At 70.5% G+C, this 25,713-nt stretch carries 19 protein-coding genes; 9 read left to right on the forward strand and 10 right to left on the reverse strand.

What is annotated here, in order from left to right; all coding sequences use genetic code 11:
- Window positions 1-4 precede the first annotated feature (4 nt).
- A complete protein-coding gene (locus tag ACQEV2_RS13720) occupies window positions 5-1,138 on the reverse strand; it encodes an abortive phage infection protein (protein ID WP_433054424.1) in 1,134 nt (377 codons plus the stop codon).
- 105 nt (window positions 1,139-1,243) lie between these two features.
- On the opposite strand from ACQEV2_RS13720, the gene bla reads away from it, so the two are divergent.
- From bla to ACQEV2_RS13735, 3 genes are all read left to right on the forward strand, one after another.
- Entirely contained in the window at window positions 1,244-2,188 is a 945-nt protein-coding gene (gene bla, locus ACQEV2_RS13725) for a class A beta-lactamase (protein WP_433039830.1), read from the forward strand.
- An 89-nt stretch (window positions 2,189-2,277) separates the two neighbouring features.
- The gene (locus ACQEV2_RS13730; RefSeq protein WP_433039832.1) at window positions 2,278-2,799 is read left to right on the forward strand and encodes a SigE family RNA polymerase sigma factor; all 522 of its coding nucleotides are present in this window, start codon (window positions 2,278-2,280) and stop codon (window positions 2,797-2,799) included.
- Window positions 2,796-3,737 carry a hypothetical protein gene (locus ACQEV2_RS13735; protein ID WP_433039834.1) on the forward strand — a complete coding sequence of 314 codons (942 nt, stop codon included), beginning with the start codon at window positions 2,796-2,798 and terminating at the stop codon, window positions 3,735-3,737. Before ACQEV2_RS13730 ends, ACQEV2_RS13735 begins: the two co-directional genes overlap by 4 nt.
- 71 nt (window positions 3,738-3,808) lie before the next feature.
- Here ACQEV2_RS13735 and ACQEV2_RS13740 read toward each other — a convergent pair whose 3' ends face one another.
- From ACQEV2_RS13740 to ACQEV2_RS13755, 4 genes are all read right to left on the reverse strand, one after another.
- Window positions 3,809-4,234 carry a helix-turn-helix transcriptional regulator gene (locus ACQEV2_RS13740; protein WP_433054427.1) on the reverse strand — a complete coding sequence of 142 codons (426 nt, stop codon included), beginning with the start codon at window positions 4,232-4,234 and terminating at the stop codon, window positions 3,809-3,811.
- 202 nt (window positions 4,235-4,436) lie between these two features.
- Window positions 4,437-6,830 carry an ATP-binding cassette domain-containing protein gene (locus ACQEV2_RS13745; protein WP_433039836.1) on the reverse strand — a complete coding sequence of 798 codons (2,394 nt, stop codon included), beginning with the start codon at window positions 6,828-6,830 and terminating at the stop codon, window positions 4,437-4,439.
- Window positions 6,831-6,836: 6 nt separating this feature from the next.
- Window positions 6,837-7,247, reverse strand: coding sequence for a VOC family protein (locus tag ACQEV2_RS13750; RefSeq protein ID WP_433039838.1), 411 nt, complete (start codon window positions 7,245-7,247; stop codon window positions 6,837-6,839).
- 139 nt (window positions 7,248-7,386) lie between these two features.
- A complete protein-coding gene (locus tag ACQEV2_RS13755; RefSeq protein WP_433039840.1) occupies window positions 7,387-8,139 on the reverse strand; it encodes a FadR/GntR family transcriptional regulator in 753 nt (250 codons plus the stop codon).
- Window positions 8,140-8,364: 225 nt separating this feature from the next.
- On the opposite strand from ACQEV2_RS13755, the gene ACQEV2_RS13760 reads away from it, so the two are divergent.
- The 5 genes from ACQEV2_RS13760 to ACQEV2_RS13780 are packed head-to-tail and all read left to right on the forward strand — an operon-like array spanning window position 8,365 to window position 14,896.
- Entirely contained in the window at window positions 8,365-9,993 is a 1,629-nt protein-coding gene (locus ACQEV2_RS13760) for an ABC transporter substrate-binding protein (protein WP_433039842.1), read from the forward strand.
- Window positions 9,994-10,012: 19 nt separating this feature from the next.
- Window positions 10,013-10,972 carry an ABC transporter permease gene (locus tag ACQEV2_RS13765; protein ID WP_433039844.1) on the forward strand — a complete coding sequence of 320 codons (960 nt, stop codon included), beginning with the start codon at window positions 10,013-10,015 and terminating at the stop codon, window positions 10,970-10,972.
- Window positions 10,969-12,945 (forward strand): dipeptide/oligopeptide/nickel ABC transporter permease/ATP-binding protein, encoded by a 1,977-nt coding sequence (locus ACQEV2_RS13770; RefSeq protein WP_433039846.1) that lies wholly within the window; start codon window positions 10,969-10,971, stop codon window positions 12,943-12,945. The genes ACQEV2_RS13765 and ACQEV2_RS13770 overlap by 4 nt, the downstream gene beginning before the upstream one ends.
- Window positions 12,942-13,961 carry an oligopeptide/dipeptide ABC transporter ATP-binding protein gene (locus ACQEV2_RS13775; protein WP_433039848.1) on the forward strand — a complete coding sequence of 340 codons (1,020 nt, stop codon included), beginning with the start codon at window positions 12,942-12,944 and terminating at the stop codon, window positions 13,959-13,961. The genes ACQEV2_RS13770 and ACQEV2_RS13775 overlap by 4 nt, the downstream gene beginning before the upstream one ends.
- The gene (locus tag ACQEV2_RS13780) at window positions 13,961-14,896 is read left to right on the forward strand and encodes a dihydrodipicolinate synthase family protein (protein WP_433039850.1); all 936 of its coding nucleotides are present in this window, start codon (window positions 13,961-13,963) and stop codon (window positions 14,894-14,896) included. Before ACQEV2_RS13775 ends, ACQEV2_RS13780 begins: the two co-directional genes overlap by 1 nt.
- A gap of 175 nt (window positions 14,897-15,071) precedes the next feature.
- Here ACQEV2_RS13780 and ACQEV2_RS13785 read toward each other — a convergent pair whose 3' ends face one another.
- From ACQEV2_RS13785 to ACQEV2_RS13805, 5 genes are all read right to left on the reverse strand, one after another.
- On the reverse strand, window positions 15,072-16,274 hold the full coding sequence (locus ACQEV2_RS13785) for a sialidase family protein (protein ID WP_433039852.1): 1,203 nt from the start codon (window positions 16,272-16,274) through the stop codon (window positions 15,072-15,074).
- 39 nt (window positions 16,275-16,313) lie between these two features.
- On the reverse strand, window positions 16,314-16,973 hold the full coding sequence (locus ACQEV2_RS13790) for a response regulator (RefSeq protein WP_433039854.1): 660 nt from the start codon (window positions 16,971-16,973) through the stop codon (window positions 16,314-16,316).
- On the reverse strand, window positions 16,970-18,157 hold the full coding sequence (locus ACQEV2_RS13795) for a sensor histidine kinase (RefSeq protein WP_433054430.1): 1,188 nt from the start codon (window positions 18,155-18,157) through the stop codon (window positions 16,970-16,972). Before ACQEV2_RS13795 ends, ACQEV2_RS13790 begins: the two co-directional genes overlap by 4 nt.
- A 103-nt stretch (window positions 18,158-18,260) precedes the next feature.
- Complete coding sequence (locus ACQEV2_RS13800; RefSeq protein WP_433039856.1) at window positions 18,261-20,348, reverse strand: MMPL family transporter; 2,088 nt, start codon at window positions 20,346-20,348, stop codon at window positions 18,261-18,263.
- Between the two features lie 230 nt (window positions 20,349-20,578).
- A complete protein-coding gene (locus ACQEV2_RS13805; RefSeq protein WP_433039858.1) occupies window positions 20,579-21,133 on the reverse strand; it encodes a hypothetical protein in 555 nt (184 codons plus the stop codon).
- Window positions 21,134-21,579: 446 nt separating this feature from the next.
- Here ACQEV2_RS13805 and ACQEV2_RS13810 point away from each other — a divergent pair, with 446 nt between their 5' ends.
- Window positions 21,580-25,686 (forward strand): SGNH/GDSL hydrolase family protein, encoded by a 4,107-nt coding sequence (locus tag ACQEV2_RS13810; RefSeq protein WP_433039860.1) that lies wholly within the window; start codon window positions 21,580-21,582, stop codon window positions 25,684-25,686.
- The last annotated feature ends 27 nt before the right edge of the window (window positions 25,687-25,713 follow it).

Raw genomic sequence — 25,713 nt, forward strand, 5'->3', positions numbered from 1 at the left:
CGACCTACGACCGGCACCCCCCGGCGTACTGCCGTGCCAAGGCGTGGAACGCCTCCTTCGGCTCCCAGTGCCAGTCCGAACGCGGGTCGTCGGGGCGGTCCTTGATGGCTTTGGTGATGCTGTAGCTCGCCAGGTCGAGGTCGTAGCGCGGGTTGTCGGGGCGGTGCGGGGCGTCGGGTGTGACGAACTCGAAGGCCATCGCCGCGTACAGGCCCATCGACTCGAAGACCTCCAGCAGATCGGCCAGGTAGGCGGCCTGTGTGCGCTCGCTGCGCACCAGGTCGCCTTTGATCTCCGGCGGGTTCTTGTCGTAGTCGACGATGTTCCAGCCCATGCCGCCTGCCTCGGGGGCGCCGGCGTACGTACAGGTGCCGAACTCGGTGATCGCCAGGGGTTTGCCCCAGCGCAGATAGCGCCTCAACTCCCGTACATAATCCGCTGGTTGGCGGTGGTACGAGTAGTAGTCGATGCCGACGACGTCGAAGAGGTTCCAGTCGACCGGCTCGAAGTCCTCCTCCTGTGCGGCGGCGTAGCTCAGCCGGCCGTGGAAGACATCGCGGCCGACGGCCGCCGCCTTCGCGGTGAAGCGGGCCAGGCGGCGCTGCATCTTCGGCATGTCGACGGTGCCCTTCTGGAGGTTGTCGACGCGGTCCAGGGCCGTCTCCCCCGGCACGATGCCCGGCACGAACAGCCAGAACTCGCAGCCCACGCTGAAGTCGACGCTCGCGCCCTGCCGGCGCAGCCGCTCCGCGAACCGGCCGCATTCGGCGATGCTGTCCAGGATCTCCCGCTCCGGAATGTCCCCGAGGGTCGGCTGGAGCCAGACGTGCAGCCCGCGCTCGGCTGCCTCGGCGGCCGTGGCGGTGAGGCGCTCGACGCCGTCGCCGGTGACGTCGAGGGTGTCGGCGTGCAGGACGTCGCGGATGACCCGGACGTCCTTGCGCATCCGGGCGGCGCTCCATGCGGTGCCGGGTGTCTCACCCGCCCCGACGGTGTAGACGACGCCCCGGTGCTTCAGGCCTCGGGCATGCCCTCCGGTCGCTGCGGCCCGCCCCGCGGGCAGCACCGCCCCCGCCAGTCCGACGGCCGCCGCGCCCGCCAGGAACCGGGCCCGGCTGATCCCCTTGGTCTTCTCCATACGGCTGGTCTTCTCCATACGGCCACTGTGGCGAGCACGCGCCCGCCGCGCCGTCCGCCGTTGGTCTACGGCCCCGCAACCAAGGGATGAGAGAGTACGTCGTTCATGACGAAGATCGTCCACGCCTCACGAGCGAAGGAGAGCAAGATCTTAGGTTCAGCCACGTCCCCGCTGTCCCGACGCACGTTCCTCACCGCCGGTACCACCGCCACCGCGACGGCCCTGCTCACCCGGTCCCCCGCGCACGCCGTCGGCTCCGGCAGCCGTACGACGACCCGGCTGCGCGAGCTGGAGCAGCGGCACGGCGCCCGCCTGGGCGTGTTCGCGCACAACCTCGCCACGAAGCGGACCGTGCGGTACCGCGCCGACGAACTCTTCCCGATCTGCTCGGTGTTCAAGACCCTGGCGTCCGCGGCCGTCCTGCGCGACCTCGACCGGCACGGCGAGTTCCTGGCCCGCCGTATCCACTACACGGAGGCCGATCTGCCGGCGGGCTCCGACCGGACCAGGGAGCACCTGGCCGAGGGGATGACGGTCGCCGAACTCTGCGAGGTCGCCATCACCTACAGCGACAACGGCGCCGCCAACCTCCTCCTGCGCGAGCTCGGCGGCCCCACCGCCATCACCGGCTTCGCCCGCTCCCTCGGCGACCCGGTGACCCGCCTCGACCGCTGGGAGACGGAGCTCAACTCGGCGGAGCCGTGGCGCGTCACGGACACCACGAGCCCGCGCGCGATCGGCCGGACGTACGCCCGTCTGGTCCTCGGCGACGCCCTGAACCGTCCGGACGGGCGGCTGCTCACGCACTGGCTGCTGAACAACACCACCAGCGGCAAACGCTTCCGCGCGGGCCTGCCCCCGACCTGGGCGATCGCGGACAAGACCGGTTCGGGCGACTACGGCACCACCAACAACGTGGGCATCGCCTGGACCCCCGACGGCACCCCCGTCGTCCTCGCCGTCCTGTCCACGAAGCCCGACCAGGACGCGGCCTGGGACGACGCACTGGTGGCGGAGGCGGCCGAGCTGCTCGCACACACCCTCAGCTGAGGCACCACGCGTTCCTCCGCACGTACCTCCGCGTGCCGGGCAACCGAATCCGCCGCATCGGTGGTCTGGGGGGCGAGGGAGGGTGCTTGATGCAGGCCGAACAAGAGGACCGGTTCCAGGAGTTCGTCAGGGCGCGGTGGTCCCATCTGGTGCGGACCGCGTATCTGCTCACGGGCGATGCGCACCACGCAGAGGACCTGACGCAGACGGCGCTGGCCAAGGCGTACCGCTCATGGCGGCGGGTGGCACGCGCCGACAATCCGGAGGCGTACGTCCGCCGGATGCTGGTCAGCTGCAACAGCGACCGGTTCCGCAAGCGGCGGGTCGCCGAGGCGCTGACCGCCGCGCCGCCCGAGGTGGCGGGGCGCGACGCGGGCTACGCGGGCGTGGACGAGCGCGGCCCGCTGCTCGGCGCCCTCGCCCAACTGCCGCCCAAGCAGCGGGCGGTGGTGGTCATGCGCTACTGGGAGGACCTGTCCGAGGCGGAGGTCGCCGACGTGCTCGGCTGCTCCGTCGGCACGGTCAAGAGCCAGGCGTCCAAGGGGCTGGCGAAGTTGCGTACGTTTCCCGGGCTCTCCCGGGTCGCGGAGGGGCAGGGAGGCAGCAGGTGAGCGACGAGGAGCAGCGGCGGGAAGCGCAGAGCGAGCGGGACTTCGAGGAGCAGGTGCGGGAGTTGCTCGCGGAGGACGCGTACGCGATCCGGCCGTCGCCGGTGCCGTATCCGGCGATCCGGCGCCGGGGCGTGGTCGAGCGGCGGCGCCGGGTGGCGGCGGCCGGGGCGGCGCTGGTGACGTTGGCGGCGATGCCGGTCGGGGCGTACGCGTTGAGCGGTGCGGGGAGGGGCGGGGACACGGCGACGACCCCGACGCCCTCGGTCAGCGCCACGCGAGCCGCGTCGCCGACGCCTTCCCCGACCTCGAGCGGGCCCGCGCGGCCGGCCACGGCACGGCAACTGCTCGACGGGATCACCTTCGAGCAGGCGGCGGACGGGCTGGAGGACTGCCTGGACTTCGACCGGTCGGGAGCCGGCCAGGTGAGGGCCGCGGATCCGGGCACACCGGACGACTACCGGATCCTCTTGGCGATGCGCAGCACCGGGGACTCCAACGCGCCCGACGACGGCATGTTCGTCGTCGCGGTGCGGGAGGAGCCGGCGCAACAGGCCCATCTGATCTGCCGTATCACCAACGGCCAGACCCAGGGCGTCTCCGGCTTCGCCGACGACACCGACGTCATCCCGGACGAGGGCCCGGTGTTCGTCAACCCCAACGTCGGCAAGCTCTACCAGCAGTCGGTCATCGACCGCGGCAACTGGAAGCTGCCGTTCCGCTGGGGTGTGGTCGGCACGGTCGAGCCGTCGGTGGCCGAGGTGCGGGTCTCCTACGGCGACTCCAGCAGCGAGGCCGCCCTCGACCACGGCTTCTTCGTGGCGTCCGGGGTGCTGAACCAGCAGGTCACCGTGGCTCCGCACATCAAGGGGTACGACGCCGGCGGCAGGTTGATCTACGACTCCGACGACGACAAGTACTACCAGAGGACGCTTCCGTAGCTCCGACGGGAGCGCTGACGGAAGCACCGACGGCTTCGGGGGCGCCGCGCAGGGGACGGCGCCCCCGGCCGTCACGACGCCCGCGGCTCGCTGACCGGCGTTTGCCGGGTCACCGGCGCTGGCGGGCCGACCGGCGCTTCGCGGTTCCTGAGTGGCCTGGTCACCTGCTTCGACAGGCACGACGGAATCCCCGCAGCGGCGTCCGTCGCCTCCGTCACCTGCCGCCGGTAGGCGCTCGGCGACATGCCGACCAGCTCCGTGAAGCGCGTGCTGAAGGTGCCCAGCGACGAGCAGCCGACCTCGAAGCACACCTCGGTGACGCTGAGGTCGCCCCGGCGCAGCAGCGCCATCGCGCGCTCGATGCGCCGCGTCATCAGGTAGCCGTACGGAGACTCGCCGTAGGCGGCCTTGAACTCGCGGCTGAGGTGCCCGGCCGACATGTGCACCCCGCGCGCGAGCGCCTCGACGTCCAGCGGCTGTGCGTACTCCCGGTCCATCCGGTCGCGGACGCGGCGCAGCGCCGCGAGGGTCCGCAGCCGCTGCTCCTCGGACGTGGAGTGGTGGGAACGCACACCCGCATCATCCCGGACCCCTTCCCGGAGCGTCCACTCCCCTGCCTGTCCCCTTGCCCGCTCCCTCAGCTGCCGGGAGCGGGACGCGAGGAAGGACATCACCGGCCCCGTGGTGAGACACATGGGGTCAGCCGCCGACGTAGGCCGCGAGGTGCTCGCCGGTGAGGGTCGAGCGCTCGGCGACGAGGTCGGCGGGGGTGCCCTCGAAGACGATCCGGCCGCCGTCGTGGCCGGCGCCGGGGCCGAGGTCGATGATCCAGTCGGCGTGGGCCATGACCGCCTGGTGGTGCTCGATCACGATGACCGACTTGCCGGAGTCGACGAGCCGGTCGAGCAGGCCGAGCAGCTGCTCGACGTCGGCGAGGTGGAGCCCGGTGGTCGGCTCGTCGAGCACGTAGACCCCGCCCTTGTCGCCCATGTGCGTGGCCAGCTTCAGCCGCTGCCGCTCGCCGCCGGACAGCGTGGTGAGCGGCTGGCCGAGGGTGAGGTAGCCGAGGCCGACGTCCGCCATCCGCTCGAGGATCTTGTGGGCGGCCGGGGTGCGTGCCTCGCCGGCCCGGAAGAACTCCTCCGCCTCGGCCACCGACATCGCGAGCACCTCGCTGATGTCCCGGCCGCCGAGGTGGTACTCCAGCACGGACGCCTGGAACCGCTTGCCCTCGCAGTCCTCGCAGGGGGTGTCGACGCCGGCCATCATCCCCAGGTCGACGTAGATGACCCCGGCGCCGTTGCAGGTGGGGCAGGCGCCCTCGGAGTTGGCGCTGAACAGGGCCGGCTTCACGCCGTTGACCTTGGCGAACGCCTTGCGGATCGGGTCGGCCAGGCCGGTGTACGTCGCCGGGTTACTGCGGCGCGAGCCGCGGATCGGCGTCTGGTCCACCGAGATCACGCCCTCGGGGGCCGGTATGGACCCGTGAATGAGCGAGCTCTTGCCGGAACCGGCGACGCCCGTGACGACGCAGAGCACGCCGAGCGGGATGTCGACGTCGACGTTCTGCAGGTTGTTGGTCGTCGCGCCGCGGATCTCCAGCGTGCCGGTGGGCTTGCGCACGGTCTCCCGGAGCGTGGCGCGGTCGTCGAGGTGGCGGCCGGTGACGGTGTCGCTCGCCCGCAGCCCCTCGACGGTGCCCTCGAAGCAGACGGTGCCGCCCGCCGTGCCGGCGCCCGGGCCGAGGTCCACGACGTGGTCGGCGATCGCGATCGTCTCCGGCTTGTGCTCCACCACGAGCACCGTGTTGCCCTTGTCCCGCAGCCGCAGCAGCAGGTCGTTCATGCGCTGGATGTCGTGCGGGTGCAGGCCGATGGTGGGCTCGTCGAAGACGTACGTGACGTCGGTGAGCGAGGAGCCGAGGTGGCGGATCATCTTGACGCGCTGTGCCTCACCGCCGGACAGGGTGCCGGCCGGGCGGTCGAGCGAGAGATATCCGAGGCCGATCTCCGTGAAGGAGTCGAGGGTGTGCTGGAGGGCGGTGAGCAGCGGCGCCACGGACGGTTCTTTCAGCCCGCGGACCCATTCGGCGAGGTCGCGGATCTCCATCCGGCAGGCGTCGGCGATGCTGATCCCCTTGATCTTCGACGATCGGGCGCCCTCACTCAGCCGGGTGCCGTCGCACTCGGGACAGGTGGTGAAGGTGACCGCACGCTCCACGAAGGCGCGGATGTGCGGCTGCATCGATTCCTTGTCCTTGGACAGGAAGGACTTCTGGATCTTCGGGATGAGCCCCTCGTAGGTGAGGTTGATGCCATTGACCTTGATCTTGGTCGGCTCCCCGTAGAGGAAGGCGTGCATCTCCTTCTTGGTGTACTCGCGGATCGGCTTGTCCGGGTCGACGAAGCCGGACTGGGCGTAGAGCTGCACGGTCCACTGGCTGTCCGACTTCCAGCCGGGGATGGTGAACGCGCCCTCGGACAGCGACTTGGAGTCGTCGTAGAGCTGGGTGAGGTCGATGTCGGAGACCGAGCCACGCCCCTCGCAGCGGTTGCACATACCGCCGGTGCGCTCGAAGGTCGCCTTCTGGGCCTTGGTCTTCGCGCCGCGCTCGACGGTGATCGCGCCGCTCGCCCGGACCGAGGCGGTGTTGAAGGAGTACGCGCTGGGCGGGCCGATGTGGGGCGTGCCGAGCCGGCTGAAGAGGATGCGCAGCATCGCGTTGGCGTCGGTGGCGGTGCCGACGGTGGAGCGGGGGTCGCCGCCCATGCGCTGCTGGTCGACGGTGATCGCGGTGGTGAGCCCGTCCAGGACATCGACCTCGGGGCGGGCCACGTTCGGCATGAAGCCCTGCAGGAAGGCGCTGTAGGTCTCGTTGATCAGGCGCTGCGACTCCGCGGCGATCGTGTCGAACACCAGCGAGCTCTTGCCCGAGCCGGAGACGCCGGTGAAGACCGTCAGGCGGCGCTTGGGGATCTCGATGCTGACGTCCTTGAGGTTGTTCTCGCGGGCGCCGTGCACGCGGATCAGCTCATGGCTGTCGGCGGCGTGCGGGGCGGGCGGCTGTGCGTCCGTACTCGTGGCCTTGGTCATCGCAGTTCAGCTCCGCTCCTGGATACGGATCAGGTTGCCCGCGGGGTCGCGGAAGGCGCAGTCGCGGATGCCGTACGGCTGGTCGGTCGGCTCCTGGACCACCTCGGCGCCGCTCGCCTGCACCTTCTCGAAGGTGTCGTCGACGTTCGGGGTGGCCAGCAGGATCCAGCCGTAGGTGCCCTTGGCCATCATCTCGAGGATGGTGCGGCGCTCGTCCTCGGTGATGCCGGGGTCGGCGGCCGGGGGTGCCAGGAGGATGGACGTGTCGGGCCGGCCGGCCGGGCCGACCGTGATCCAGCGCATCTTGCCCTGGCCGACGTCGGTACGGACCTCGAAGCCGAGGGCGTCGCGGTAGAAGGCCAGGGAGGCGTCCGGGTCGTCGTGCGGAAGAAAGCTGGCGTGAATCGAGATGTCCATGCCCGTCACGCTAGCCGTGGGGCGGGGGCGGCGCTTCTCGATTCCTGACCGGTCTCACCGGCACCGTGAAGGGGCTCCGCCCCTGGAGGACGGGACGGGTAGGGGCGGCGGGGGCGAGGAACTTCCCGACCCGCGGCCGTCAGCGCGCCCCCCGCGACTCCTGTCCCGCCCACCCCGCGATCCCCCGGAAATGGACGGCCATCGCACGCTGCGCCCCCTCCACGTCCCGGCTCCGCAGCGCCGTCACGATGTCGCGGTGCCACCGGGCGGTCAGGTCGGGAGAGGGATCGTCGGGCCGGCCGCGGGCGCCGGAGACGCGGCGGAAGACCGTCCAGAACGCGGCGAGGAGCTGCGGCACGAGGTCGTTGCCGAGGGAGGCATAGAGCAGTTCGTGGAACTCGCGGTCCAGGTCGGGAAAGGACCGCCCCACCCGCCCCGCCGCCTCCATCCGGGACACCACCGCGTCCAGCCGGTCCAGCTCCCCCTCGGTGACCGTCGCCGCCACCCGCCGGATCAGCCCCTCCTCCAGCACCTCCCGCACCTGAAGGATCTCGGCGAGCGCCCCCGGGTCGTCATGGTCGTGCCGGGCGAGCGTACGGAAGGTCAGCCCGTCGATCAGCGGCGTGAGCGAGGCCTGGCCGACATACGTCCCATAGCCGTGCCGGATCTCCACGATGTCCAGCGCCTGGAGCGCCTTGAGCGCCTCCCGGACGGAGTTGCGGCTGACGCCGAGGTCCTCCATGAGCTCGGCCTCGGTGGGCAGGAGGGCGCCGGCCCGGAGCCTGCGGTCGATGATCAGCTGCATGACCTGGCGCTGGATCCGGCTGTTCCTGGACTCCTCGGACGCACGGGATGTACGGGACGTACGGCTGTTCCTGGGCTGCCCCGGCATGCGGCGCATGGTACGCGCATCCAGACGTCCCACGTCCCATGTCTGCCGGATACGGCCCTGACGATGGGTCAACTCACGCCATTTCACAGCGCCATTGGTCCGACCTGTGGCAGATGCGCCATTCGTGTGAGATCTCTTGACCGCCCCCACCACCCCACCTATGGTCGCGCTGACCGTCAGGACGTAGGACGTCGTATCTCCTCACCACCCACCGTTGGAGGAACCGTGCGCGACGTGACCCACGACGTGCCGGCGCTGCACCGCCGGTCGTTCCTGAAGTACTCCGGCGCGCTGGGCGCGGCCGCCGCCGTCTCCGCGTCGCTGTCGGCCTGTTCGTCGGGGCCCGAGTCCACGAACGAGACCGGATCGGGCGGCGGCCAGGACCGGACGCTCACCGCGGTCATCGGCTACGGCAACGACGGCAGCTGGGATCCGACCCAGACGGCGTCCGCCTTCTGCATGGCCGCCAACAACCACATCTACGAGGGGCTGCTGGACACCGACCCGATCTCGCGCGAGCCGTATGCCGCGCTCGCCACCCAGGTCCCGGCGGACCCGAACAGCACGTCCTGGAAGTTCACCCTGCGCGCGGGCGCCAAGTTCCACGACGGGAAGCCCGTCACGGCCGACGACGTCGTCTTCGTCTTCGACCGGATCCTCGACCCGAAGACCCAGACCCTCGCCAAGGGCTTCTTCGCGAGCTGGCTGAAGGAAGTCCGCAAGATCGACGCGCAGAACGTCGAGCTGGTGCTCAAGTTCCCCTTCCCGGACGGCATTTCACGTCTCACCCTCGCCAAGATCATGCCGAAGCACGTCTTCTCCCGGCCGGGCGCCTGGGAGGACGCCATCAAGGGCAAGGCGATCGGCTCGGGGCCGTACCGGCAGACCGCGCACCACCCGAAGTCCAACACCACCTTCGAGGCGTTCGCCGACTACAACGGCCCGCGCAAGCCCGCCTTCAAGAAGATGAACTGGCTGACGATCGTGGACGCGGCGCCGCGCGTCGCCAGGATCTCGGGCGCGAGCGCCGGTGCGCAGATCGCGGACAACATCCCGTACGCCAACATCCAGCAGCTGGAGAGCGGCGGGCTGACGGTCGCGGGCGGCGCCGGGATGAACAACCTCTTCCTGATGTTCAACACCCAGCACAAGCCCTTCGACGACGTCCGCGTCCGCCAGGCGCTGCGCTACGCCATCGACACCGAGAAGATGGTGGAGGTGGCGTTGAAGGGGCACGGGAAGCCGTCGAGCTCCTTCCTCAACGAGTCCAACCCCAGCTACCGGCGCGCCAAGACCGTCTACGACTACGACCCCGACAAGGCGAAGGCGCTGCTGAAGGAGGCCGGGGTCAGCGGGCTGAAGATCGAGATCCTCGCCGTCAACGTGAGCTGGATCGTGGACTGTCTGCCGACGATCAAGGCGTCCTGGGACGCGATCGGCGTCAAGACCACCCTCTCCCCGCAGGAGACGACGGCCGTCTTCACCAAGATGGACCAGAAGCAGGACTACCAGGTCGTCGCCGCCGCCTCGAACCCCAACCAGTTCGGCCTCGACGCCGACCTGATCATGCATTACAACTACGGCCCCGAGAACCTGTGGATGCAGTACACGCGGTGGGCCGGCAACTCCGTGGCGAAGGCGCTCTTCAAGGACATGGACCGGGCGACCCAGGAGCCGGACCCCGACAAGAAGAAGACGATGATCCAGGACTACATCGACGTCGTCGCCGAGCAGGCCGTGCTCTACCCGGTCGTCCACAACGAGCTGATGACGGCCTGGAACCCGAAGCAGCTCACCGGCATAAGGGCACAGCCGTATCCCGGTATCAACCTGCTCCAGGCCAAGTGGGCCTAGCCACGACGGGAGTCCGGCCGTGATCACCGTCGTCAGGATCCTGGCCCGTCGGGTCGCGCTGCTCGTGCCGCTGATGCTCGGCATCGTGCTGTTCGTGTTCCTGGTCATGCGGTTCTCGGACGTCGACCCGGCGTCCGCGTTCTTCCAGGGCGCCAACCCGACGCCCCAGCAGCTGCACGACTTCCGCGAGGAGAACGGCCTGCTGGATCCCCTCCCGGTCCGCTACGTCGCCTTCGTCGGCGACCTGCTCCACGGCGACATGGGCATCAGCGCCCTCACCAGGGCGCCGGTCGTCGACCAGGTCATGACCGCGCTGCCACTCACTCTCCAGCTCACCTTCCTGGGCCTCGGCATCGCGGTCGTACTGTCGCTGCTCGGCGGGGTGACGGCCGCCATCTACCGCGACCGGCTCCCCGACCAGATCATCCGGGTCGTGTCCCTGACCGGGGTGGCCGCGCCCGGCTTCTGGCTGGCGCTGCTGATGATCCAGTACCTCGCGGTCGACCTCGGCTGGTTCCCGACCGGCGGCTACATCAACCCGGCGGACTCCTTCACCGGCTGGCTGAAGACCATGACCCTCCCCGCCTTCGCGCTGTCGCTGCCGGTGGCGGCGCAGCTCACGCGGATCGTGCGGACGGCGGTGGTGGAGGAGCTGGACAAGGACTACGTCCGCACGGCGATCGGCAGCGGACTGCCGCCACGGGTGGTCGTCGGGCGGAACGTGCTCCGCAACGCGCTCATCAACCCGCTGACCGTCCTCGGCCTGCGCGTCGGCTACCTCCTCGGCGGCGCGGTCGTCATCGAGACGATCTTCTCCCTTCCCGGGATGGGGAAGCTGATGATCGACGCCGTGAAGAACGGTGACCCGGCGGTGGTCCAGGGCGTCGTCCTGACGACAGCCACCGGTTTCGTCGTCGTCAACCTCGTCATCGACATCCTGTATCTGCTGGTCAACCCGCGCCTGCGGGAGGCGACGTGACGTTCAACCGCAAGCGCCTCGCCGAGGCGCTGTCCCGGCCCGGTATCCGGCTGCGCGGCTGGCGCCGGCTGCCGCTGCTGTCGAAGGTGGCGGTCTGCTTCCTGGCCGTGGTGGTCCTGATGGCGGTGCTCGCCCCGGTCCTCGCCCCGCACGACCCGCTCGACCAGCAGCCGCCCGTCGACGGCACCGGGCATCCGTCCACCGAGCACTGGATGGGCCAGGACAGCCTCGGCCGGGACATCCTCAGCCGGCTGATGTACGGGGCCCGCTGGTCGCTGGCCATCGGGCTCGGCGCGACCGGGCTCGCGCTCGTCGTCGGCGCCCTGATCGGCGCGATCGCGGCGACCTCCCGCAAGGCGGTCGACGAGACGCTGATGCGCTGCCTGGACGTGGTCATGGCGTTCCCCGGTATCGCGCTGGCCGCCGTACTGGTCGCGGTCTTCGGCGGCGGGATCACCGTCCTGATCTGCGCGATCGCCTTCCTCTTCACGCCTCCGGTGGCGAGGGTCGTCCGGGCGAACGTCCTCGACCAGTACGGCGAGGACTATGTGACGGCGGAACGCGTGATCGGCGCCCGCACGCCCCACATCGTCATCCGGCACGTGGCGATCAACTGCGCCGCCCCGGTCCTGGTGTTCTGCACGGTCCAGGTGGCGGAGGCGATCGTCTTCGAGGCGTCGCTGTCCTTCATCGGCGCGGGCGTGCGACCACCGGACCCCTCCTGGGGCAGTGTCATCGCCGACGGCAAGAACATGGTGCTGACCGGGGGTTGGTGGGCGACCGTCTTCCCCGGCCTGCTGATGCTGGTGACCGTCCTCTCCCTGAACATCCTCTCCGAGGGCGTCTCGGACGCGTGGGCGGCGCCCTCGGCGCGCGAGGTCGACGTACGGGACGACGACCGGCTGGAGGCGCCGGAACCGGGCAGCGGCGAGGTGCTGCAACTGCCGGGACTGACGGAGGCGGCGGCGCGACTGCGGGGACGGGCACGGCCGTTGCCGCAGGGACGGCAGCCGGTACTGGCGGTGGAGAACCTGGCCATCGGCTTCGAGGGCCGTCATGCCGGCGTGGACATCGTCGACGGCATCAGCTTCGAGGTGCAGCCCGGTGAGGTGCTGGGCCTGGTCGGCGAGTCGGGCTGCGGGAAGTCGCTCACCGCCCTCGCGGTGATGGGGCTGGAGCCGAAGGGCGCCCGGGTGCGCGGCCATGTGCGGTTCAACCAGCGGCAGTTGGTGGGCGAGCCGATGCGCGTACGACGACGGCTCCTGGGCCACGAGATGGCGATGATCTACCAGGACGCCCTGTCGTCCCTGAACCCGGCGATGACGATCCGCGCGCAGCTGGGGCAGGTCGTACGCCGCGGAGGCCGCCGTACCCCGCACGAACTGCTGACGATGGTCGGCCTCGACCCCGAACGCACCCTGCGCAGCTACCCGCACGAACTCTCCGGCGGCCAGCGCCAGCGCGTCCTCATCGCCATGGCCCTGTCCCGCGACCCGAATCTGATCGTCGCCGACGAGCCGACGACCGCGCTGGACGTCACCGTGCAGGCGCAGATCATAGAGCTGCTGCTGGGGCTGCGGGAGGAGCTCGGCTTCGCGCTGATCCTGGTCTCGCACGACCTGGCGCTGATCGCGGACGTCACCGACCGGGTGGTCGTGATGTACGGCGGGCAGATCGTGGAGACGGGCGTGACCGCGGACCTGGTGGAGGCACCGGCGCACCACTACACGCGGGGGTTGCTGGGCAGCGTGCTCTCGCTGGAGTCGGCTGAGGAGCGGATGACGCAGATCAAGGGCGTCGTCCCCTCCCCCGCCGACTTCCCGGCGGGCTGCCGCTTCGCGGACCGGTGTCCGATGGCGAGCGAGATCTGCCGGACGACCGCGCCGGATCTGCTGGGGACGCGGACGCACACGGCGGCGTGCCATCACCCGGCGGTCGAGCTGGTGACGGCGGAGAGCGAGGTCATCCCGTGAACGCACTGGTGGAGCTGTCCGACGCGCACGTCGTGCACAAGGCGCGCAGCGGCGGGCTGTTCACACGGGACAAGGTGTACGCCCTGACCGGCGCCGATCTCGTCATCGCGCCCGGCGAGACGGTCGGCGTGGTCGGTGAGTCGGGGTGCGGCAAGTCGACGCTGGCGAAGGTGCTGGTGGGGGTGGAGCGGCCGACGTCGGGGACCGTGGCGTTCCGGGGGCGTGACCTGTGGGCGATGTCCCCGGCCGAGCGCAGGACGACGGTCGGCGCCGGCACCGGGATGATCTTCCAGGATCCGTCGACGGCGCTGAACCGGCGACTGACGGTCCGGCAGATCCTGCGGGACCCGCTGGACGTGCACGACCGGGGGGCGAAGACGAGCCGCGAGGAGCGGGTCCGGGAGCTGATGTCCCTGGTGGGCCTGCCCCGCGCCCTCACCGACGCCCTGCCCGGCCAGCTGTCCGGCGGTCAGCGCCAACGTGTCGCCATCGCCCGGGCGTTGGCGCTGGACCCCGACCTGGTGGTGGCGGACGAGCCGACGAGCGCGCTGGACGTGTCGGTGCGCGCCCAGATCTTGAACCTGTTGCTGGACCTGAAGGAGAGACTGGGTCTGGCGCTGGTCTTCGTCTCCCACGACATCCAGACGGTACGGCGGATGAGTGACCGCGTGATCACGATGTACCTGGGCCGGATCGTCGAGGAGTCCCCGGCGGCCGAGGTCACGGACGCCTCCCGGCACCCGTACACCCGCGCCCTGTTCTCCGCTACGCCCGGCCTGCTGGACCCCATCGAGCCGATCCCGCTGGTCGGCCCGGTCCCGTCGGCGACCCGCCCGCCGAGCGGCTGCCCGTTCCGGACGAGGTGCTGGAAGGCGGACGAGGTGTGCGCGGACACCATGCCGGATTTCTCGGCCGCGTCTCGCCCGGAGCATCGTTACAGGTGTCACCATCCAGTGGAGGAGGGCGAGGCCACCCGCGACCTCGTACGACAGAGCCACGTTTCCAAGGAGCCTTGATGCCGTTCCCCACCCCGCTCACCGGTGTCGTCCCGCCCGTCTGCACGCCCCTGACACCGGACCGCGAGGTGGACGTCCCGTCACTGCTCAGGCTGGTCGACCATCTGATCGAGGGTGGGGTGCACGGGCTGTTCGTGCTCGGCTCGACGTCGGAGGCGGCGTATCTGACGGACCGGCAGCGCAGGCTGGTGGTGGAGGCCGTGTCGGGGCACGTGGGAGGGCGGCTACCTGTCCTGGCGGGCGTGATCGACATGACGACGCCGAGGGTACTGGACCATGTGCGGGAGGTCACGGCGGCGGGTGCGGACGCGGTGGTGGCGACGGCCCCCTTCTACGCCCGGACCCACCCGGCCGAGATCGCCCGCCACTACCGCCTGCTCGCGGCGGCGTGCCCGGTCCCGGTGATCGCCTACGACCTCCCTGGCTCCGTCCACACCAAACTCCCCGCCGACGTGATCCTCGGCCTCGCCGCCGAGGGTGCCCTGGCGGGCCTGAAGGACTCCAGCGGTGACCTCGCCGGTTTCCGTGAGGTCGTGGTCGGCGCCCGGACCCGGGCCGACGTCCAGGGCTTCAGCGTGCTGACCGGCTCGGAGCGCTTCGTCGACGCGGCGCTCGCGGTCGGCGCGGACGGGGCGGTGCCGGGCCTCGCCAACGTCGATCCGCACGGGTACGTCCGGCTCGACCGCCTGTGCCGCGCGGGTGACTGGGAGTCGGCCCGGGCCGAACAAGAACGCCTGTGCGCCCTGTTCGGCATGGTGACCGTCGGGGATCCCGGGCGGATGGGGGGTGGCTCGTCGGCGCTGGGCGCGTTCAAGGCGGCGCTGCATCTGCGGGGGGTCATCGAGTGTCCGGTGACGGCGGAGCCTCAGGTGCCGCTGTCGGCGGGGGAGGTGGAGCGGGTGGGGAAGTTCCTGGCCGGGGCGGGGTTGCTGTAAGGGCCTTTTTCGCCCCCGCCGCCCCTACCCGTCCCATCCTTGAAGTGGCTCCGCCCCTTCAGGGCCGAAGCGGGGGTCTGGGGGCGGCAGCCCCCAGGAACCGGGGTCGAAGGGGCAGCGCCCCTGGAGGACGGGACGGGTAGGGGCGGCGGGGGCGAAGAACTCTGGGCTTCGGCTACGCCAGATCCGCCACCCGCAACCGGCGGAACTCGATCGTCTCGTACGTCCCCGTCACCCCCGTCTCATACAGGATCCCCACCGTGTCCCGGCCCAGCGGCACCAGGTCGGAGTACGCCGCCCGCTGCTGGGACAGCGTCAGCGCCTTCGTGAAGGTTGCTCCACCGTCCGTGCTCCGCCACACGGCCATGGACTGGCGAGCGGTGGGGACGGAGGGGGCGGAGAAGAGCAACGGGCCGCCACGCGAAGGGAGTTGCAGGACGCTCGCCTCCACCACCGGCGCCTCGTTCAGCGTCGGCTGGACGGTGTACGGGCGGTCCAGGGTCACGCCACCATCGCTGGAGTGACTGTCGAGCCGGTTGCCGATGCTCGTGCCGAGCTGGTCGCGGGAGTTGAAGTACAGTCGCCCGTCGGGGAGTTCGGCGGCCGTGGACTCGTTGGCGTTGCGGAAACCGTCGTAGGTGTCGTCCACGAAGCCGATCCGCCAGGTGAGCCCGGCGTCGTCGCTGTAGATGGCGTGCGCGCCGTAGTACTTGGCCTCCTGGCCGGTGTCGGCGGAGCCGGGCGGCGGTGCCGATGAATGGTTCGAGGGGATGACCAGGCGTCCGGCGTGCGGGCCCCGCCGCAGGGCGATCGCGTGGCCCGGCCCCGTCGCGTACCAGCGCCAGTTCGCCGGCTTCACCTGCCGTGTGATGTCCCGGGGGGAGGAGAAGTGTCGGCCGTCGTCCAGGCTCCGCTGGACGAAGACCCGGCGGCTCTCCTCCGGCGTCGCCTCGCCCCGCATGATCTCCGCCTCCGTCACAGCACCGCTGTTGTAGGAGGTGACCAGCACGATCGTGCCGGTGCGCGGATCCACCACCGGCGCCGGATTGCCCCGCGTGTTCCCGTCCCCGGCGGCGACCACCGTCAGCGGCCCCCAGGTGCAGCCACCATCGAACGATCGCCTGAGGACGACATCGATGTCGCCGGTGTCCCCCGCACTGTTGTGCCGGCCCTCGGCGAAGGCGAGGACCGTGCCGCGCGGGGTCGTGATCGTCGCGGGGATGCGGTAGGTGTCGTAGCCGCCCTCGCCCGAGACGTACGGGACGGAGGACGTGCAGCCGGTGTCCGCGGAGGCGTTGCCGGCCGCCGTCACAGGCGTGGTCAGGAGTGCTGCGGTGACTAGGAACGTACGAGTGAGTGTGCGGCTCAGGAGGGTCATCGAGCTCCTTTGACGGAGGGTCAGACATTGACCTGTCCGTCACAGGCTCCCCGGTGTCACCATGCCCGATTCATACGCCACGATGACCAACTGCGCCCGGTCCCGCGCCCCCACCTTCCCCATGATGCGGCTGACGTGGGTCTTCGCCGTCAGCGGGCTCAGTCCCAAGGCCTCGGCGATCTCCGTGTTGTTGAGGCCGCGTGCGACCAGCGTCAGCACTTCGCGTTCACGGTCGGACAGGCATTCGGGTCCCCTGGCAGTGGGTACGGAGGGGCTGCGCAGGAAACGCTCGATCAGCCGTGCCGTCGGGCCCGGGGAGAGGAGTGCCTCCCCCGCCGCCACCGTGCGGATGGCGTCGAGGAGTTCGGCCGGGCGGGTGTCCTTCACCAGGAAGCCGGAGGCGCCCGCGCGCAGGGCGTCCACGATGTTCTCGTCGGTGTCGTAGGTGGTGAGGACCAGCACCCGCACCCCGGCCAGGTCGTCGTCGGCCGCGATGAGGCGGGTCGCCTCGATGCCGTCGAGGTCGGGCATGCGGATGTCCATCACGACGAGGTCGGCGCGTGCGCTGCGGGCCAGTTCCGCGGCCTCCCGGCCGGTGGCCGCCTGGCCGACGACCTCCATGTCGGGGGCCGACTCGACCAGCATGGCGAACGCCTCGCGTACGAGGGTCTGGTCGTCGGCGAGCAGTACGCGGATCATCGGTTTCCCTCCCGGCCGGTTGCGATCGGGAGGACGGCACTCACCTCGAACCCGCCCCCCGTACGCGGTCCGGCGTCGAGTGTGCCACCCACGCTGCGGGCCCGCTCGCGCATGCCGACGAGGCCGTAGCCGGCGGTTGCGCCGCCGGGCCCGCCCCTCGTGCCGTCATCGGTGACCGACACCCGCAGGGCGCCCTGCTCCTCGTACAGCTCGACGCGTACGGCCGGTTCGGGCCCCGCGTGCCGTACGACGTTCGTCAGCGCCTCCTGCACGATCCGGTACGCGGCCGCGCCCACGGCGGGCGGCACCTGGCGCACCCGTACCGCCGGCTCCACCCGCGCCCCGGCCAGCCGCGCCGCCTCCACCAGGTCCGGCACTCCGTCGAGCCCGGGCAGCGGGCCGCGTGCCTCGTCGGCGGCACCCTGCTCGCGCAGCACCTCCAGCGTCGTACGGAGTTCACCGCGTGCCGTGCGGCAGGTCTCGGCGATGTCGTCGAGGGACTTCGCGATCGTCTCGCGGTCCAGCCGCTCCGGGTCGGCCGCCAGCACGTGCGCGGCCACCGACGTCTGCACGCCGATGAGGGTGATGCTGTGGGCGAGCAGGTCGTGCAGGTCGCGGGCGATGCGCAGGCGTTCCTCCGCGACCCGGCGGCGGGCCTCCTCCTCGCGGGTGCGTTCGGCGCGTTCGGCGCGTTCGACGATGGAGGCGACGTACTGGCGGTAGTAGCGGACGTCGATGCCGATGAAGATGACGGCGAGGACCCAGCCGTAGATGCGCAGCAGGTCGACGGCCTGCTTGTGCTCGCCGAACGTGAGCATCACGGTCAGGGAGATGCCGAGGCCCGTGGCCGCGACCAGGACCGTGCGGAGGGGGCGTTGGGTGACGGTGACCGTGTAGAGCGCGATGAGCGAGGCGGGGAGGGGCGCGCCGTGGTTGTTGTCGAGGGCGTGGTAGGGCACGACGAGCGCCACCATCGCGGCGAACATCAGCAGCGGCCGGCGCCGCCGCCACACCAGCGGCACATGGGCGGCGATCAGGAGCGTCCAGCCGAGGGCGTCGGGCCTGCGGCCTTCGTCGGTGAACAGCGCCATGCACACGGCCACACCGGCCGCCACCACCGAGAGCAGCGCGTCGTTGCGGGTGCCGTGGGGGGCGGTCGTCGGGTCACGGTTGATCGCGGCCATGATCCGCTCGCCGATCCGGGGACGCACCGCTGGGTTGGCTGGCTGCACGGGATCATCTTCCGCCAGGAGGGCGCCCCTCCGGGAGAGAGGGGCGCCGGGTCGGTCAGTGGGCGGCGGCGGTCACCCGCTCCGGTTCCCTCGGCGGCACGGGCCGCTCCGGCTCGCGGGACAGGGCTCCCGGCCACCACACCTTGCGGCGCAGCGCGACGCTCGCGCTGGTCACCAGGTAGGTGCGCACCAGGAAGGTGTCGAGCAGGACGCCCACCGCGATGACGAAGCCCAGCTCGACGAGCGGCACCATCGGCATGCTGGTGAGCACCGCGAAGGTGGCCGCGAGGACGAGCCCGGCGGAGGCGATGACGCCGCCCGTCGTGCGCAGCGCGGTGAGCGCGGCCGATGCCGGTTCGGCGCCCTTCAGGGACTCCTCGCGCATCCTGTGCATCAGGAAGATGCCGTAGTCGACGCCGAGGGCCACCAGGAACACGAAGGAGAGAAGCCCCAGTCCGGGATCCGTGCCCTCGAAGCCGAACAGCGGCCCGAAGACGAGCCCGCCGATGCCGAGCGCCGCGCCCCACACCGCGACCACGGCCCCCACCAGAATCAGCGGCGCGACGAGGGAGCGCAGCAGGGCGATCAGGATGAGCAGCACGGACAGCAGCACGATCGGTACGACGATCGTCGTGTCCCGGGCGTTGGTGTCCTTCAGGTCGATCTGCTCGGCGCTCGGCCCGCCGACGTAGGAGCCGTCGAGCCTGTCGCGCAGGGCCTCGATGGTGGCGGTCTCCCCGGCGGACTGGGGCGGTGCGGTGGCGAGGACCGAGATCTCCGTCCAGCCGTCTCCGGTACGTCCTTCCTGCGCGCTGTCGACGCCCCGGGTCCCGCGGATCGACGCGAGCGTCTCGTCGGCGCGGTCTTCCGGCGTGATGACGGTGATGGGCTGGGTGCTGCGCTCGGGGTAGGCCCTGGCGAGCGTCTCCATGGCGGCGATGGCGTCGGGCTTGCTGGTGAAGGTGTCCTGCTGCTTGAGGCTGCCGGGCAGGTTCAGGGCGCCGAGGGCGAGCGCGCCGAGCAGGACGGCGCCGCCCACCAGCACGGTGGCCGGCCGGCGTCCGGCGGAGCTGCCCATGGCGGTGAACAGGGACCGGCGGGCCTTGGGCGTGCTGCCGTAGCGGGGCACGAGCGGCCAGAAGACGCGCCGGCCCAGCAGGACGAGGATCGCGGGCAGCAGCGTCAGCATGGCGGCGAGCGCGCACAGCACCCCGACGGTGCCCAGGGGGCCCATGCCCCGGCTGGAGTTGAGGTCGGCGGCGAGCAGGCACAGCAGCCCGGCGGCGACCGTGCCGGAGGAGGCGAGCACGGCGGGCCCGCAGCCCCTGAGCGCGGTGACCATGGCGTCGTACGGCCGCTCGATGCGGCGCAGTTCCTCGCGGTAGCGGGAGATGAGCAGCAGCGCGTAGTCGGTGCCGGCGCCGAACACGAGGATCGTCATGATCCCGGAGCTCTGGCCGGAGATCGAGGTGCCGAACCCCTGGTGGAGCCCGTAGGCCACGCCCATGGACAGGTAGTCGGCCATGCCCGCGACCGCGAGCGGCACCAGCCACAGGAAGGGGCTGCGGTAGATGAGGATCAGCAGCAGCGCGACGACTGCCGCGGTGGTGTAGAGCAGCGGGCCGTCGAGCGAGTTGAAGACCTCGGCGGAATCCGTGGCGAGCGCTCCCTCGCCGCCGACCTCGACGCTCAGTCCGTCGTCGCCCTTCGCCACGTCCCGGACGTCGTGGACGAGTTCGTCACGGGCCTTCTCGTCCGTGCCCGGTTCGTTGCTGGCCACCGGGTACATCAGGGTCGTCCCGTCCTGCGACGGGATGCCCTCGGGTTCGGCGGCGAGCTCGTGCTCGCTCGCGATCCGGTCGATCTGCTCGGCGGCGGTCGCCTTGTCGGCGGCGGTCAGCCCGCCGTCCCGGTGGTAGACGACGACCATCTGGGTGGTCTCGCCGCCGGGCAGCCGGTCCTGGATCTTGGCGACCTGGGTGGAGTCGGCACTCGCCGGCAGGTAGTCCACCGCCCGGTCGCGCTGGACGTCCGCCAGCTTCGACGCGAACGGCGAGGCGATCGCGAGCACGGCGATCCACAGTCCCAGCACGAGCCAGGGCACGGCACGCCGTCGCCGCACAGCTGTCCTTACGGCCCCCATCTGACGGGCCTCCCTCCGGTCCGGGTGTCTGCTCGGTTCCAGACTCCCGGCGGGAAGGGGGCGGATCGTCGGGCGTGAGGGCGAGTTCGGGGGTACTGCCGGGGGCGGCTGAACGGGGGGATTACTCCCCGGGGAGTACCGCGGGCGCGGCGGCTGCGCGCGCAGGTACCGGTTGCTGCCGGGGTCTTCCCCTCACCCGGCAGCAACCGGTCGTCGTGTGCCGGCGCCCGTCAGTCGCAGGGAGTGGCGGTGCGTACGGCGTCGATGATGGCCGGGCCCGCGATGCCGTCCCACATGATGGCGGTCACCTTGGAGCAGAACACGTAGGAATGGCTGCCCTCGATCTTGACCGGGCCGGCGTACTGGGTGAAGAGGCCCTCGTCGACCTTGCAGGTGGGGTTGACCCGGTTCGGGCACAGCTTGAGCTTCATCTTCATGCCGCCCGGCATGTTGTTGTCGAAGACGGCGCAAGCGCCGGAGAAGCCCTGGCTGTTGGTCTTGGTGTAGGTGAACAGGGTGCCGTAGCGGCGGGAGTCGGGCAGGCGCTCGGCGACGTGGAGCTTGTAGCCGGAGCCGCACATGGTGGCGGTCGCCCTGACGGACGCCTTGTTCTGCGCGGCGATGGCCTTGGTCTGCTCGGAGGCGGTCGGCGTGAGCTGCACGCTGGTCCCCGCCACGCGCAGTTCGTCGACGGTGGGCGTGGCGGCGGTGGCCGCGGGAGTCACGAACGCGGTGGTGAGCAGCGCGGCGCCGGCGGCGAGGCTGCGAACGAGCGCACGGGACATGGTGGTTCCCCCTGTAAGGCTGTGAAACTCCGCCAGAATGTGTGCAGTTGCACAGCGCGGCGGTTGAGTGGTCAGCGAAACCATACCCTCCGTCAGATCTTCGGACAGCCGGAGCAGGCGTGTTATGTGTCACGTGTGAGCACGCTGTGAAAAGTGTGGGTGACACGCATCGTGCCCACCTGGTACGTTCCACGTGACCACTGAACCGAACATCGGTTCCCAACGCGCGCTTTTCACGGGGGAATGCTGCGCTATGTCTCGCGACGCCTTGCGTCTCACCTAGTTGCCCGTCACACCCATGTGCCCGGCACGGCCGCAACCTGACCAGTGCGGCCGGTGACCACGCGACCACTCGGCCCGCGCGACCGCCGCTCTCTCCTTCGCTGACTGCGCCGTGCGTTCCCTTTGCAATGGGAACGCTGAACTTCGCAGGAAGAGATTCCACGTTGATACGCAACGCGCTGCTGCGGCGTGCGCGGATACCGGTGACGGCAGCCCTCACCATGGCGCTGTCCGCCGGTGTCGCCACGACGCAGGCATACGCTGCGGCCGACCCGCAGGGGGAAGCCAAGGGCTGGTCGGCACGGGCCGCCCGCGACCCGGGCACCAAGCCCGGTGACCAGCCGACGGCCGTTCCGGCCGACCGACGCGCGGACGTCCTCGGCGAGGACTACCGGACGTCGTCCGACCAGGCCTTCACCACCTCCGGTGACGCGACCGGCTTCCATGTCCTCGTCGCCGACGAGAAGCGGGGGTACGCCTGGAAGACCGCGGCGACCTTGTCCGAGCCCGGCTTCGACACCGACGCCTGGATCGGCAACGCCTGTCTGACCGAGTCCGGGAAGTACGCGGCCGTCGCCTACGCGCCCCGCACCTTCACCAACAAGCCCGAGCTGATGACGCGCGGCGCGTTCACCGCCGTCGTCGACCTGACCGACGGACGCGTCACCAAGCTGCCGTTCCAGGCCACGCTGGGCTACTTCTCGCCGGGGTGCGGCCAGGGCGAGGAGGCGGTCTTCACGGCGCTGACCGACGACCGGTCGGCGAAGAACCAGACCCGGCTGGTCACGGTCGACGCCCGGACCGGCAAGGTCGGCACCAAGCAGACCGTCACCGGTCAGGTGACCTCGGCCGTACCCACCGACCAGGGCATCGTCGCCGCCGCCGGCAACCACATCGTGACCGTGAAGGCCGGCAAGACCCGCGACCTCGCCACCACGAAGGCCTGGCCCTTCCAGCTCAAGGCCGACGCCGACGGCGGTGTCACCTTCATCGACGCGGACCCCAAGGCGGCGAAGACGCGCGGCGCCGCGGCGGCGGAGAACACCGCCACGGTCTCCCGCGTCAGCGCCGCACAGATCAAGAGAGCCGACGGCCGCAGCAAGCCCGCCGGGCTCGCGCGGGGCAAGCTCGCCGAGTTCGACCTCACCGCCACGCCCTCGGGCACGGTGTACGTGACCGGCAAGGCCGCCTCCACCTCACGCGCCGCAAGTAGCGTGCTGCGTAACCCCGGTGGCATCGACAAGGACGCCCGGGTCTCCAGCCGGGGCGAGGCCGTCGTCACGACGCGCTGGGCGGACGGCAAGGACTCCCGGATCCGCCCGGAGGAGGCCCTGGACGCCCGCACCGTCCGTACGACGGTGAAGGCGCTGGATACCCGGAAGACCGTCGTCCTGGACGCTCCCCCCGGCTCCGACCCGGTCGGCGGGCAGCGCGAGATCAGCAAGGGAACGCAGACGAGCCCGGTCCTGCTCGCGCAGGGCGCCAGGGCCGGCGGCTCGTCACGGGCGGCGGCCAACGACACGGTCGAAGCCGACCGTTACTGCTCGGTCCCGCGCAACGACCCCAAGAAGCAGGCCTTCCAGCCCACCCCGCGCCAGGTCGAGTGGGCCGTCGACCAGGCCGTCGTCGGCAAGCTCAACAAGAGTGCGACGCGGCCGGCGAACTGGAAGAACACCGGCATGGCGGCCTACGCGCCGCAGACGCTGTTCCCGCTGACGCCGCTGGCCGGCGGCTCCGGCGCGGACTGGCACGTGCCCGCGCAGGTGATGCTCGGCATCACGGCGCAGGAGTCGAACATGTGGCAGGCCACCCGGCTGGCGGTGCCCGGCGTCACGGCCAACTCGCTGATCGGCAACTTCTACGGCGTCGAGTACGCCTCCAACGGCCAGCAGCAGGACCCCTGGGCAATCAACTTCGCCGAGGCCGACTGCGGCTACGGCATCACGCAGGTCACCGACGGCATGCGGATGCACGGCAAGGAGAAGGAGGACGAGAAGCCCAAGACCACGGCCCAGCAGGAGGCCGTGGCGCTGGACTACGCGGCGAACATCGCGGCGGGTGTCAACATCCTCATCGAGAAGTGGAACACCACCCGCAAGGACGGCCTGGAGATCAACGACGGCCATCCGAAGTACATCGAGAACTGGTTCTACGCGCTGTGGGCGTACAACTCGGGGTACTACCCCAAGTCGCAGCCGCAGAACGGCAAGTGGGGCGTGGGCTGGACGAACAACCCGGCCAACCCGCTGTGGAAGGAGAACAGGACCCCGTTCCTGGAGAACTCCGAGGGCAAGGACGACTACAGCCACGCCTCGCATCCGCAGGACTGGCCGTACGAGGAGAAGGTGATCGGCTGGGCCGCCCGTCCGATCGCCGCCATGTTCAAGCCGGGTGACATGCAGGCCGGCTACCGCGCCGCCTGGTGGAACTCCAACGACGCCCGTACGTCGGCCAAGCCGCCCATCTTCACCTTCTGCGGCTCGCAGAACGACTGCGTGCCGACGAAGATCACCGAAGGCGCCTCCAACGACGACGGCAAGGGCCCGTGCGTCCTGCCCGGTGACCCCCACGACGACAACCCGCTGTACCTGAAGTGCTGGTGGAACCAGCGGGTCGCCTGGAAGAACTGCACCACCGAGGCCCGGTGCGGCAACCCGATCCACCGGTTCGACGACACCTATCCCGAGCAGCCGGACGAGAACTCCTACCCGCCGCGCTGCAACACCGGTCTGCCGTCGGGGTCGCTGGTCGTGGACGACCTGCCCAGCGGCAGCATCCCGGCGGGCTCCTCGGGACGTACCTGCACCGTGGCTTCGAGGGGCACGTTCCAGTTCACCTTCGCGGGCGAGGGTGGCAAGTACCCCTCCAAGATCGACCTGCACCAGATCGGCGCGGGCAACAACAACCACTTCTGGATGGGCCACACCCGCTGGCGTGCGACCGCCGACGGCAAGCGGCTGCACGTCGCCGGCAAGTGGACGCTCGGCGGCACCCAGCGCGGCTGGATGCGCGTCTTCGTGCACATGCCGGACCACGGCGCCCACACCCGGCAGGCCGCCTACCGGGTCGGCGGCACCGACTCCAAGTCGGCCGTGCGGGTGCACCCGCAGCGGATCCGCTCGAACAAGTGGGTCGACCTCGGTGTCTTCAACTTCACCGGCACGCCGTCGGTGACCCTCGACACCGACACCCAGGACGGCACCGGGGACGAGGACATCGCCTGGGACTCGGTGGCCTTCCAGCCGCTGTCGGCCAAGCCGAAGGACTTCGTCGTCGCCATGGGCGACTCGTACTCCTCCGGTGAGGGCGCGTCCGAGGGCAACCGGGACTACTACCCGGAGACCAACTACCTCGACGAGCAGAACAAGAAGACCCGCAACGCCTGCCACCGCTCCACCCAGGCGTGGTCGCGCCAGGCGAAGATCCCCGGCCGCTCGCAGTCCGTCGGCGCCCTGGCCGACAGCTACGGCACCGCCATGGACTACCACCTGATCGCCTGCTCCGGCGCCCGCACCTACAACATGGTGCACAACGGCCTGGTGCAGTCCAACGGCGGTGAGGTGCCGCAGATCGACAAGGGCTATCTGGACCAGAACACCACCCTGGTCACCGTCTCCATCGGCGGCAACGACGCGCGCTTCTCCGCCATCATCCAGAAGTGCCTGGTCGCGTTCAACGGCGGCAACTGCAAGGACAAGACCTTCGAAGAGGGCGACGTCGACCAGTCCGTCGGCGGCCGGGACCGCAAGTTCATCGGGCAGCCGCTGGAGAAGGCCGCGGTAGGCATCATCAACGAGATCGTCCGGCCGGACATCACCAAGGTCCTGATGGAGATCCGCGAGAAGGCCCAGAACGCCAAGATCGTGCTGATGGGGTACCCGCCGCTGATCGAGGACAGGGGCGCGTGCATGAGCGTCACGATCCCCGGCGTCGGCCAGATCGGTCTGTCCGCCTCGTCCTCGGACTGGCTGGGCAGCGTGGCCGGCACGCTCGCGACCGCGATGCAGGGTGCCGTGGACGACGCGAAGGCCAAGGGTGCCAAGGCGTGGTTCTCCAACCCGAAGCAGAACTTCGCGGGCAAGGCAGTCTGCGGCAACCCCGAGACCGTCCACGGCATCGTCAAGACGCTGGTCGACTCGGACGAGCCGGCCACGGACTACCCGATTCTCAGCAACTACGGCCTGTCGGCCCAGTCGTTCCACCCGAAGATCGGCGGCGCCCGCCTCTACGCCGACTCCCTGGAGCGCACCTTCACCGGCATGGGCCTGTAACCGAGGTTCGCCGCTGATTCACAGCTG

This window comes from Streptomyces sp. CA-251387, from assembly GCF_050936625.1.
Taxonomy (GTDB): Bacteria; Actinomycetota; Actinomycetes; order Streptomycetales; family Streptomycetaceae; genus Streptomyces.